This is a genomic window from Burkholderia sp. LMU1-1-1.1 (genome assembly GCF_040675865.1).
Taxonomy (GTDB): domain Bacteria; phylum Pseudomonadota; class Gammaproteobacteria; order Burkholderiales; family Burkholderiaceae_D; genus Rugamonas.
The window spans coordinates 117741-129968 of sequence record NZ_JBEGHG010000034.1; the positions used below are offsets into that span (position 1 = coordinate 117741).

Annotated in this window: 7 protein-coding genes; 3 read left to right on the forward strand and 4 right to left on the reverse strand. The window is 68.9% G+C overall.

Going from position 1 to position 12228, the window contains the following annotated elements:
- The first annotated feature begins 192 nt into the window (after window positions 1-192).
- The gene (gene fhuF, locus MRBLMU1_RS22095; RefSeq protein ID WP_363505806.1) at window positions 193-831 is read left to right on the forward strand and encodes a siderophore-iron reductase FhuF; all 639 of its coding nucleotides are present in this window, start codon (window positions 193-195) and stop codon (window positions 829-831) included.
- Here the strand turns inward: fhuF and MRBLMU1_RS22100 are convergent.
- The 4 genes from MRBLMU1_RS22100 to MRBLMU1_RS22115 all read right to left on the reverse strand — a co-directional run bounded on the left by MRBLMU1_RS22100 (window position 803) and on the right by MRBLMU1_RS22115 (window position 8310).
- Window positions 803-3001 carry a carbohydrate binding family 9 domain-containing protein gene (locus MRBLMU1_RS22100; RefSeq protein ID WP_363505808.1) on the reverse strand — a complete coding sequence of 733 codons (2199 nt, stop codon included), beginning with the start codon at window positions 2999-3001 and terminating at the stop codon, window positions 803-805. The genes fhuF and MRBLMU1_RS22100 overlap by 29 nt on opposite strands.
- Complete coding sequence (locus MRBLMU1_RS22105) at window positions 2998-4659, reverse strand: cyclic peptide export ABC transporter (protein ID WP_363505811.1); 1662 nt, start codon at window positions 4657-4659, stop codon at window positions 2998-3000. Before MRBLMU1_RS22105 ends, MRBLMU1_RS22100 begins: the two co-directional genes overlap by 4 nt.
- A gap of 286 nt (window positions 4660-4945) precedes the next feature.
- Entirely contained in the window at window positions 4946-7447 is a 2502-nt protein-coding gene (locus tag MRBLMU1_RS22110) for a penicillin acylase family protein (protein WP_363505814.1), read from the reverse strand.
- 17 nt (window positions 7448-7464) lie between these two features.
- Window positions 7465-8310, reverse strand: coding sequence for a N(5)-hydroxyornithine transformylase PvdF (locus MRBLMU1_RS22115; RefSeq protein ID WP_363505817.1), 846 nt, complete (start codon window positions 8308-8310; stop codon window positions 7465-7467).
- Between the two features lie 218 nt (window positions 8311-8528).
- Between MRBLMU1_RS22115 and MRBLMU1_RS22120 the strand changes: the two genes are divergently transcribed.
- Together MRBLMU1_RS22120 and MRBLMU1_RS22125 are read left to right on the forward strand one after the other, a co-directional pair.
- Entirely contained in the window at window positions 8529-9821 is a 1293-nt protein-coding gene (locus MRBLMU1_RS22120) for a lysine N(6)-hydroxylase/L-ornithine N(5)-oxygenase family protein (protein WP_363505820.1), read from the forward strand.
- 192 nt (window positions 9822-10013) lie between these two features.
- Window positions 10014-12173, forward strand: a complete 2160-nt coding sequence (locus MRBLMU1_RS22125) for a TonB-dependent siderophore receptor (protein ID WP_363505823.1) — start codon at window positions 10014-10016, stop codon at window positions 12171-12173.
- Window positions 12174-12228: the final 55 nt, after the last annotated feature.

The following is a 12228-nucleotide window of genomic DNA, read 5'->3' on the forward strand; positions in this document are numbered from 1 at the left end:
GCTGGCCGCCCCCTCGTCCGCGCCTCGCCGCGCAGGCCAGCCGTGATCGGCCTGCTCGCCCCCATATTCCGTGGAGCGCTCGCGCCGCATGGCGAAGCGCTGGTCTGCGGCGCGCCGCCCGCCCCTGCGATCCCTGTCGCCGCCCTCACCCGCGCCGACGGCCCGCTAAAGAGCATCCTCGTCCGCTATGCCGTGCACCTGGGCGGCGGCGACCTGCGTCCGGTCGCCTCGCTATGGAGCCTGGCCTATCTGCGCGCGCTGCTGCCGCCGATGGTCGCCGCCGCCAGCGTGCTGCGGCACGGCTTTCCCGCGACCGCCGCAGAAGTCTGGCTGGAACTGGACCAGCATCGCGAACCGCTGCGTTTTTACATCGCCCACGAAGGCGCCTCCGTGGCCGGAACCGACACCCAAGCCCGCTACGCGCCCCTGCTGCAACATCATCTGGACCCGCTGTTCGCCGAACTGGGCCGGGTATCGGGGCTGCCGCGCAAGGTCCTGTGGGGCAACGCCGCGCGCTGCCTGGAGCCGGTGTTCGACCAGGCGCTGGCGATGCTGGGACCGGTTCCCGCGCTGCTTGCCGACCGCCGGCAATTACTTGAGCTGCCGCTGTGGAATCAATGTGGCGACGCGGCCGCTGACGCGAGCCATCCGAATCCGCTGTATCCCCGCCTTCGCGCGCCGGTCCACTTCGCTCCGGCCGAGGCGGCCAATCTGCACCGCCAATGCTGCCTGCAGTATATGCTGCCGCAGACCGGCTACTGCGGCGCCTGCCCGCTACAACCCGCATCCACGGGCGCCGCCGCTAACGCTCCAGATTCCACACCAGCTTGAGCATGGCGCGGGTCTGGCCGGGCAGCGTATCGCGCCGCTCGCCCGTGTAGCCGAGGCGGTCGAGCGAGAAGATCAGCTCCCGGTCCGCCGCCCACAGCCAGCGCACGCGCGCGCTCACGCCCAGCTCCTGCGAGACGTTATCCCATTGCAGCAGCAGGCTCTCGGCCATGCGCGTGCTGGGCGTGTGGTCCAGCCGCAAGGTGGCCATGCGCACGGTGAAGCGGCCCGACGGCAGGCGGATGGCGTTGCGCGTCAAGCCCGCGCGCCAGCCCCAGCGCGCGCCAGGCTTCCACGCCAGCGACACGCTCTGGTCCTGACGGTGTCCGTCGTAGTAGCCGCCGCCGCGCACGTCTGCGGACGCCGACAACGGCCGCGAAGGCGACGTCTCGACATAACCATACAGATAGCGCCAGCTATAGCTGCCCGGCTGGATGACCACGCCGGGCACCGGGCTGTACGGGGCGGCCAGCCGGTCGGTCTCGTAAAACACCTCGGCCAGCGCGGTGTCGCCGGCCGCCGCCGTGTAGGCGATTTCCGGGTTGAGCATGACCGAGCGCTCGCTGCCGTCCTGTTTGCGGCGGAAGTTCCAGTCCATGCCCGGAATGATGCTCTCGCCGGCGCCGGTGCGGTGCCACCAGCCCAGCGTGCCCTCGCCGCGCGTCACGTCGGACTCGGCCAGATAGCCGAGCGCCGGATTGAAGTTGGCGCCGATGCGTTGCAGCTCGGCCGCGCCGTTCAGGCCGACATTCGGATAGTTGACGCTGGCGCCCCAGGCGCGGCCCGTGCCCAGGCCGGCGTTGCGCGACTCCAGCGCCCACGCGTGCACCTCCAGCGTCTTGCCGCCGCCCGCGCCGCCCGGCGGTGTCCAGTCGCTGTCGCGGAACTGGTAGTCGACGCCGTGGGTGCCGCTGCCGCCCGTACCCTCGGCGTTGCCGCGCGTGAGCATCATGCCGACCCGGTGGCGGCTGTCGAGCGGACGCGCCAGCCGCACCACCGCCACGTCGGCGGCCCGTTGGTCGGGCTGGTCCGGCGCGGTGGCGCCGCCGGCCACGCGCGCGCCCAGCACGCCGAAGTCGGCGCCGGCCACCTGGCCGGAGAATTTCAGGCCGGCGTCCAGGCTGCGTCCGCGCCCGGTGGCGTCCAGCCCCACCCGGCGCGAGTAGTACGGCACCACGGCGCCGTCGACCAGGCCGCCGAAGGTGTAGCGGCCGGCGTCGTGCAGGAAGAATTCCCGCTTTTCGGGCCGGAACAGCTCGAAGCGCGTCAGGTTGACGGCGCGCTCGTCGGCCTCGGCCTCGCCGAAATCGATGTTCAGCGCGGCGGTGGTACGCAGGCCGCCCTCGCTTTCGTGGAACAGTTCCAGTCCCGGCTCCAGACGGCGCCGCGTGCGGCCCGTGCCCGAGGCGGCCGACGATTCGGCGGTGGCGCGCAGCGAGCCCTTCATGCGCAGTCCCCAGCCGTCCTGCGCGGCGACGATGGCCGGCATCGGCAGCGCGTCGCCCAGCGAGTAGACCTCTTTATCGGGCTGGATGCGGGCCAGGCGCACGCGCTCGCTGCCTCGCGGCATCCAGCGCTCGGCGTTGACGCGCCAGTGGCGCAGCCCGTCCGCGCCGACCGGGCGGCCACGGCCGAACACCGACAGCGGGATCGTGATGTCGGCGCTCCAGCCATCGACCTCGATGCGCGCCTCGCTGCGCCACAAGGCGTCCCAGTCGAAGCGCATGCGGCCGCCGTCGAAGATCAGGGCGTCGAACTGCGCGCCGTTGGGGTTGACCGCGAACAGGTAGCCGTTGCGGCCGCCGCCCTCCGGGTCGAACACCAGCGTGACCCGGTCCTCCTGCAGCATGCCCTCGACGTCGCGCCGCATCTGCTGCGCCACGATACTTGACGGGACGGAGTCGTAGGCGCGCACGTGGACGTACAGGGACTTGGCGTCGTGCGCCAGCCGCAGCTCGGTGCGCCGGCTCGGCGCGGCCCCGGCGACCGGCGCCACCTGCACGAAGCCATCGATGACCGTCGCGCCGTCCAGCGCGGAAGCGCCGCCGCCACCGCCCGCCGCCGGCAGCGAAAGCGCGGCCGGCAGCGCCTCGGCCGCGGCGAAAGCGGCCGACGGCACGGCGGCCAGCGCCGCCACAAACCGGGCGGCGCTGGCCAGACCACGGCGCGTCATGCGGCGGCGGAGAGGTCGAGCGACGGCGCTTCGACGGGCGCCCGGCCGGCCGGTGTCTCCACCGCCACCACCTGGCCGTTCTCCATGCGGATCAACCGGTCGGCCAGATGGAAATAGCGGTCGTCGTGCGAGATCACCAGCAGCGATTTTCCCTTGGCGCGCAGCTCCGGCAGCAGCTCGCGGTAGAACACCTCCTTGAACACCGGGTCCTGGTCGGCCGCCCACTCGTCGAACACGATGAAGGGACGGTCCTCCAGATAGGTGACGGCCAGGGCCAACCGCTTGCGCTGGCCCTGCGACAGCGCGCGCGTGGTGAAGGCGCCATCGCGCACCTGCACTTTGTGCTGCAGGTGCAGCTTCTCCAGCAGCGCGTTGCCCTGCGCGTCCAGCTGGCCGGACGGCGCCTGCAGGATCTGCTCGAACAAATGGAAGTCCGGGAACACGGTCGAGAAGGTCTGGCGGTAGGTATCGCGGTTGGCGTCGCCTATCTTCTCGCCGTTCAGCTGGACCGAGCCGATCTCCGGCCGGTACAAGCCCACCAGCAGCTTGGCCAGCGACGTTTTGCCGCTGCCGTTGCCGCCCACCAGGAAAGTGATCTGGCCCGGCTGGAACGCCAGGTCGACCGGCCCCAGGGTGAACACCTCGTCGGCGCTCTCGCTGTAGTAGCGGTGGCACACGCCCTTGAGCACCAGGCTTTGCAATGGCGGCGGCGGCCCTTCAACGGCCTCGTCCTCGGTGTGTTCGAGCTCGCGGGTGATCTCGTCGATGCGCGCACCCGAGGACTTGGCCATGTTCGCGCGCGGCAAAGTCATCAACAGTCCCTCCAGCGGCCCGACCATGTACAGGAACACCAGCACGAAGCCGGTCATGACGCGGGCGCGGTCGCCGACGTCGCCCACCAGCGCGAACAGCACCAGGCCGATGAAGCCGAAGATCAGGAATTTCCCCCACGCCGACGACACCAGGAACACCGACATGCCGAGCGTGCGCTCGCGCCTGACGAACTCGATCGATCGATCCAGGACCTCGTCGGCGAAGCGGCGCCGCTTGGCCGCGTGCAGCCGCAGCTCCTTGGCGCCATCGACCAGCGAGCGGAAATGGTCGAATAGCCGGTCCTGCTCGCGCGCGGCGATGTCCAGATGGCGGATCGCCCACACGTGCGCCATGTGGTAGCCGAGCGAACCGAGTCCGATCACCGCCACGGCCGCCAGGAACACCTGCCACGACAGCCAGGCCATGTAGATCAGGCAGCCCGAGACGGCGACGAAGTTGACCACGATGGTCGGGAAGCTGACGAAGAAGTCGGCCACCCGCGTGCTGTGCTCGGACAAGGCCGAATGCACCTTGGGCGCGCCGACCTCCTCCAGGCGGCGGTAGTCGGCGGCGATCACGCGCGCCGAAATGAAGCGCCGCAGGTTGGCGTGGGCGCTCTGGTTCAAGCGTTCGAACAGCACCGACGACACCATGGTGCTAAGCATCGCCGCCACGGCGAAGGCGGCGAAGCGCCAGGCCACGACGGTGCGCTGGGCCTCGGTGTCGGCCATCAGTGCGGCGTTGATCTGCGTGAGCACCAGCACGCTGCAAACGCCGGCGACGATGCTGGCCAGCGCGGCGGCGATCATCAGATTCCGCGACTGTCGTATCAAATAGGTAAGCAAGACGGTTTCACCTTAAAAAAATATAAGTCGGACGACGCGCATCGCCCCGCCCCGGGACACACCATCAAGACGCGCCGGCGCAGCGTTTGTTTAGCACCATCAAAGCACGCGGGGTCAGTGCCGACATTCGGACACAAGCCTCGCCGTAAAGGCGCCTTCACGGACCACCCCACGCGGGGGTCAAGTCTGTCATTCGGACACGAGCTGGTCCGGGAAGACGCCCTTACGGCGGAGCCCGTGTCCGAATGTCAGACTTGACCCCAGTGTTGTGACCCAGTGTTGTCCACTAACGCGACGGCAGCAGTACCAGCCGCGTGAGGCCCGGGTCGCGGGCGATCTCCGCTTCCCGGAACGGGAAACGCAGCCACTCTTTGCGCGCGTATCGCGCCACCGGCGCCGCGCCCAGGCCGCCGTCGACCGCCGTTTCATCGAGGCCGTGCGCCAGCAGCGTGTGCGCCCGCACCCCGGCGGCGTCGAAACGCACCACCTGCATGTAGCTGTTGGCGTGCGAATCCGGCCCCAACGCGCTGGCGCCGTCGGAATTGCAGGCGATGGCGAAGTAGCCGTCCAACCCACAACCGCCGAACATTGGCAGGCGCTTGCCGCCACTGTTTACATAGCGACGCTCGCCCAGCGCCGCATCCGGCGACCAGCCCTTGGCGCCGAAGTCCAGCACCGTCGCCGCCAGCGCCTGGGCGGCCCGTTCCCCGCCCAGGCGCAGCTCGCGCGGCGTCTCCAGCGGAGCGCCGTCGGCGAAAGCGACGCCGTAGCGTTCCGCCTCCGGTATCTTTTGCAGGCGCCCCCAGAAGGCTTCCCACAACAGCGCGCCGCGATCGCCGGCGTCGCCCTTGTTGGCCCATTGCCGCAGTGTCGCGCAAGCCTTGCCGATGTCGACCTCACCGATCGGGGCATCCTCCGCCACGCCCGCCGCCTTGCGTGCCGCCGCGTCCAGCGCCACCCTTGGCTGCGCGCAGGCCTGCACCAGCGCCTGGTCCTTGAACAGTTCGGCCGAATACACCCGCGCGTCCAGCACGTCGCGCATCACGCGCCGGCCCAGTGTCTCGGCCGGCACGCCCGCGCGCAGCAGATCGAGCGCCATCCGGTGGCCTAGCCGTCCGCGCAGCGCCAGCGGCTTGCGCTCGCCGCCGAGCACCGAGGGATAGCCCTCCAGCGGTCGGCGCGCGTTGCTGAGCCAATAGCTGTCGTTCATGTTCGCCACATAGTCATCGCGCAGCAGCCATGGCAGCGCGTCGGCCGCCATCGCGCCCGGCTGCGCGGCCGCCGGATCGACGCGCCAGTCGCACGCTGCGCGGCTGCCGTCGAGCACCGGCGTATAGGGATCGAGCTTGGCGAAGCCGGCCGCCAGCGGCGTTGCGCACGATGCGCGCAACGCGTCGGACGCGTTCGGCACGGCGCCGATGTCGCCGTACCACACCCTGCCGTCGCCGCGGCCGATCGCCACCGTGTTCACCCATGGCAGCGCCGCCTCGCGCCGCTGGATGGCGATGAACTCTTCCAGCGACGTCGCCTGGTTCCATGCGAAGTAGTTGCGGAAGATGCGGAAGTTGTCGGCGTTGACATCGCGGATCGCCATCGCGTGCCGCTCACCCCAGGCGAAGGCGGGGTTGTAGCCGCCGAGATCGAGCACCAGCCCGTGGCGCGTGCGGTAAAAGGTACGGGTGAGCCGCCGCGCCTTGCCGTCGTCGCCGCGCACGTCGACGCCGATCTCGCGGGTCGTCATCGCTTCGCTGGCGCCGTCGACCAGATAGCGGGCCGGATCGGCCGGGTCAAGCGCCACGTCGAACAGGCCGAAACGGCGCGCCGCCGACACCGTGTGGCTCCACGCGACATGATCGTTAAAGCCGAGCATGATGATCGGCACGCCGAGGAAGGTGGCGCCGGCCACGTCCAGCCGCCCCGGAAACGTCAAGTGCATCTGGTAAAAGCGGTCCGGCCCACCCCAAAACCAGTGTGGATTGCCGAACAGCACCGCCTCGTCGCCGCCGGTCGCCTCGCGGCCCAGCACGAACATATTGCTGCCCAGGCCGGGCTGGTCGCCGACGCTTTGCGCCAGCAGGCTACGCAACGGCGTGTCGTCGGCCGGCGCCTGCGTGGCGTCCGACGCGCCCGCGTTGTCGGGCTTGGCCGGCTTGGCGTTGGCGATTTCGGTGACGAACCTGGCGTAGCCGGCCGCGATCTGGGCCGCGTACATGCGCCGGTAGATATCGTCGGCGCCGATGTCACGCACCCACGGCTGCTTCAGGCAGGTGCGCCCCGCCGGGCGCTGGCGGCCCTGGCGGACGTCGGCCAGATAGCGGTTGTAGCCGGCGGCAAAGCCCTCCACCAGTTCGTTCAACGCCGGCGGATTGCTGGCGCGGTAGCGCGCCACCATCGCCTCGTCGGCCTGCGCGCGGAAGAAAAAATCCAGATCGATGTTCTTCGGCCGGCCGAAGGTCGAGTTGCGCGCGGGTTTGGCGTCGGCGCCGAAGAACCAGGCGCGCCGGCCCTCGTAGGTGACGAAGGCCTCGGCCAGGGTGCACAGCGCGTCCTGCGCCTGCACATAGCCGGCGCCGACGCCAAGCTCGCGCCAGCTGTTCGCGCGCACATGGGGAATGCCGTCGGTGGTGCGGCGTATCTCGACGCCCTGCATGCCGGCGCCGCCTTGCTTGCCATCGGCCGTTCCTAGCGCCTTCGGCGGCGCCGCGTCCTGCCTGGCGTGCGCCGCCGGCGCCAGTGCCAGACAGCCCAGCAACAACGGCAACGCATACACCACCTTCCGCACAGCCACGACCCTACACCCGGCCGTCATCGCCCGGGGCCTGGGGCGATACCGGCCATGATTTCCAGCCCTTGCGACAACGCAGGGAACAGGCTACGGTTGAAATTATTCCAGCGCAGCTCCAGGATCGTGTCATCCGGCGCGATCTCGGTGCCCAGCACGTCGTGGATCACCTCGCCCGAATCGATGCCGTTGTCGACGTAGTGGAACGAGGCGCCGGTCATCGCCGCCACCGGCACCTCCACGGTCTCCATGGTGCGCCAATCGACCACCTTGCGGCCCTTCACGCCATGCAGCGCGTCGAGCGTGGCATAGGCGCCGCGCCGCTCGTAGGGCGACTCGATGCGGGTGATCCCGGGATGGATGTTGACGATCTTGCGGTGGTAGTGCGCGCCGGGCCGCACCAACTCATCGAGGATGACGATCAGGCCGTCCAGCACCACCAGCTCCGCGCCCAGGGTCAGCAGCCGGTCGAGCAGACGGGCCTCGAAGGCGCTCTTGCCGGCCGCGCGCTCGGCGGTGGCGTCCAGCGGCAGGCGGCGGTAGGTCGACGGAATCGCGCACAGCAAGTCGTTGACGCGCCGCCCGCCCACTTCCAGCTCCGGCGGATAGAACCACTGGCCGCCAGGCTGGTAGGCGAAACCGTACTCGCCGACCTTCTCGCGGTCGCGCGCCGAATCCTTGTCGTCGTCGTAGATGACCGCCTCGAGCGAGTACGCCTCGCCCAGCGCGGTGCCGTTCATGGCCTCGGCCAGGTATTCGAGCGGCGACTTCATGTAGCGCCGCTCTCCCTTGTAATCGATGTACTGCCCGGCCTTGTCGGCCGCCGCGTTCCTCAAGGACCAGATATATACCAGCTTCGTCTTTGCCATTTGTGCGCCATCACCATGAAATTGGAAAAATGACCGGCATGACCGCGCGCGGCGGTCCCGGCCCCGTATACATGACGCGCCGCCGAAGCAAATGTTTAGTTTGGCCGAAGCGCTAAACAAAGGGCCGCCGCCAGCGTCTAGCAACCACAGACCGGCACAATTGGCGCCGGCGATCGCGCCCGGGTGGCGCCACCACATAACCATTACAGGAGTGCGGCATGCTCATTCATGACCTCATCGGCATCGGCTTCGGCCCGTCCAACGTCGCGCTGGCGATCGCACTGGACGAGCAGCGCCAGGCCGGGGCCAAAATCAACGCGCAGTTCATCGAACGCCAGTCCGGCTTCCACTGGCATCCGAACATGCTGCTCGACCACTCGCATATGCAGATCTCCTTCCTCAAGGACCTGGTCACGATGCGCAATCCGGCCAGCCCCTTCACCTTCGTCAACTACCTGCACCAGAAGGGACGCCTGCACGATTTCATCAATCTCAAGACCTTCTTCCCCAGCCGGCACGAGTTCAGCGACTATTTCGCCTGGGCGGCGGCGCAGTTCGACGACCTGTGCGTCTACGGCGAGGAGGTGTTCGAGGTGCTGCCGGAGCAGCGCGACGGCGCGGTGACGATGCTGCGCGTGCGCTCGCGCACGACCGGCGCGGCGGACGGCCCGGTGCGCGAGCGCCTGACGCGCAACCTGGTCGTCAGCGTGGGTGGCACGGTCAACGTGCCGGAAGCCTTCCTGCCATTCAAGGACGACGGACGTATCTTCCATTCCCATAGCTACCTGCAAAGCATCGCCGCCAACGCGGACGCGCGCAACATCGCCGTCATCGGCGCAGGCCAGAGTGCGGCCGAGATCTTCATGGACCTGCACGGGCGTCCCAACGCGCCCCGGGTCGATCTGGTCATGCGGGCGCGCGCCATCAAGCCGGCCGACGACAGCCCCTTCGTCAACGAGGTGTTCAACCCCGATTTCGTCGACCACATGTTCAGCCGCTCGCCGTCCGAACGCAGCGACATGCTGCGCGAGTTCCGCCACACCAACTACGCCTGCCCGGACATGGACCTGATCCAGCAAATCTACAAGGTGTTCTACGAGCAGAAGGTGGCCGACAGCGAACGCCACCGCTTCCTGCGCCGGCACGAGATCCGCTCGGTGCGCGCGGACGCCGACGGCATCCATCTGACACTCCACGACAACAACCACCAGCGCACCGTCACCAACCGCTACGACGCCGTGGTGCTGGCCACCGGCTACCAGCGCGCCCACCACAAGACGGTGCTGGCGCCGCTGGCGCGCTGGCTGGGCGACGTCGAGACCGACCGCGACTACAGGGTCCGCACCTCGGCCGACTTCCACCCGGCCATCTTCCTGCAGGGCGCCAGCGAGGCCTCGCACGGCCTGAGCGACACCTTGCTGTCGGTCACCGCCGTGCGCACCGGCGAGATCGGCAGGGCCCTGCTGGCCGCGCAGCCGGCGCAGCGGCGCGAGGCCGCCGGCGCGCTGTAACACCGCCCCGCCGCCCCCGCCCGCGCGGGATCAGGCGACTGATCCCGCGCTTTTTTGCGTCCCCCTAAACAAATCGCGCGCCGGAACGTCTACTAGGCGAACTGGCGGCTTTCCGCTTTAAAGTTTCCAAAACTGCAACATCGCCATTCCGGCTTGTTTTACACCACCTTATTTATGTGTGAGCTCATCGATATGCACCGACAAGAAATGCCCGGCACCCAATTGACCCCGATCGCCCGCGCCCTGGGCGCAGGCCTGTTCGGCCTGATTTTCAGCGCCGCCGCCGGCGCCGCCGACACGCCGACCCCGCCCAAGCCCGACAGCGCCCTGCCCACCATCAACGTGGTCGGCGAGCAGGAAACGGCGACCGGCGCGGTGGCCGGCTACGCGGCCAAGCGCAGCGCCACCGGCACCAAGACCGACACCCCGATCATCGAGACGCCGCAGTCGATCACCGTGATCGGCGCCGAGCAGATCGACATGCTCAAGGCCCGCACCATCGCCGAGGCGCTGGGCTATTCGGTGGGCGGCACGCTGCGCGCCGAACGCACCGGCGACGAGATCACGCTGCGCGGCTTCCAGCTGCTGTCGACCTTCCGCGACGGCACCAACTACCAGGTCAACCGCTTCGACGGCCAACAGGAGGTCTACGGCCTCGAACGCATCGAGGTGCTCAAGGGCGCCTCCTCCATCCTGTACGGCATGTCCTCGCCCGGCGGCGTGCTCAACACCGTCAGCAAGCGTCCGACCGCCGAAACGCTGCGCGAGTTGAACGTCGAAGTCGGCTCCTTCGACCGCAAGCAGGTCTCGGGCGACTTCGCCGGCGCCCTCACCGAGGACGGCGTCTGGACCTACCGCCTGACCGGCCTGCAGCGCGACAGCGGCGCCTTCATCGACTACATGCGCGACGACCGCACCTACCTCGCCCCGGCGCTCAAATGGCAGCCGAACGCCGCCACCAGCCTGACCCTGCTGTCCGAGTACCAGCGCGACCGCAGCAACTACGGCGCCGACGACCTGCCGGCGGCCGGCACGCTGCGCCCCAACATTCACGGCACCATCCCGCGCGACCGCTTCACCGGCGAACCCGATTACGACCACTTCCGCATCAAGCGCTACTCGGTCGGCTACATCCTCGACCACGCCTTCAGCGACAACCTCAAGCTGCGCCACAGCCTGCGCAAGTACCACATGGACCAGGACTGGGCCTCGATCGGCACGGCCGCCGACTATGAAGCCGACCAGCGCAGCATCAAGCGCTTCGCCGAGGACCGCGACGAGCACACCAACCGCCTGAACTCGGACACCTCGCTGCAGTACGACTGGCGCGCGGCCGGCGTCGAGCACAAAACGCTCGTCGGCCTGGACTACACCGAAACCAAGCGCACCAGCGAACGCTTCGACCGCGCCGTCGGCACGATCGACCTGTACGCGCCGGTCTACGGCGGCGCGCTGGGCCCGGCCGTCTACTCGTACGGCTTCCGTAGCCGCGACAAGCAAATGGGCCTGTACTTCCAGGACCAGATGAAGTTCGCCGACAAGTGGGTGCTGCTGCTGGGCGGGCGCCAGGACTGGGTGCGCCAGACAGAATGCGACTTCAAGAATCCGTCGCTGTGCTCGGCCGACCATGAGAAGAGCGACGCCTTCACCGGCCGCGCCGGGCTGGTCTACCTGGCCGACAACGGCCTGGCGCCGTTCGTCAGCTTCAGCCAGTCGTTCGCGCCCACCAGCGGCACGGACCGCAACGGCAACCGCTTCGACCCGACCGAGGGCGAGCAGTTCGAGGCCGGCGTGCGCTACCAGCCCGCCGGCGGCGCGCTGATGCTGTCGGCGGCCACCTACCAGCTCACCCAGGGCAACGTGCTGACCCAGGACCCGCTGGACCGCCGCTACGCGCGCCAGCAGGGCGAGGTGCGCTCACGCGGCTTCGAACTCGAGGCGCGCGGCCGCATCGGCCGCAACGCCCAGGTGCTCGCCGCCTACACCTACACCGACGCGCGCGTGACCAAGGCCAGCCCGCTGTTCCCCGAGCAGGTCGGCGACCGCACCAACGGCGTGCCGTACAACCAGGCGTCGCTGTGGGGCGACTACAGCTTCGGCGACTTCGGCGTGCCGGGCCTGAAAATCGGCGCCGGTGCGCGCTACATGGGCGAGACCACCAGCACCTACACCGACGTGGTGGCGCCGGCCTACACCGTGATCGACGCCATGGCCAGCTACACCACCGGCCTGTGGCGCCTGGCGCTCAACGTCAGCAACCTGACCGACAAGACCTTCTACACCAGTTGCCCGTTCTCCTGCTTCTACGGTGAACCGCGCAATGTGAAGGCGTCGCTCAGCTATCGCTGGTAAGCGCTTCCAAACCACGCATGAAGGAGGACCGGCCATCAGGCCGGTCCCCTTTTTT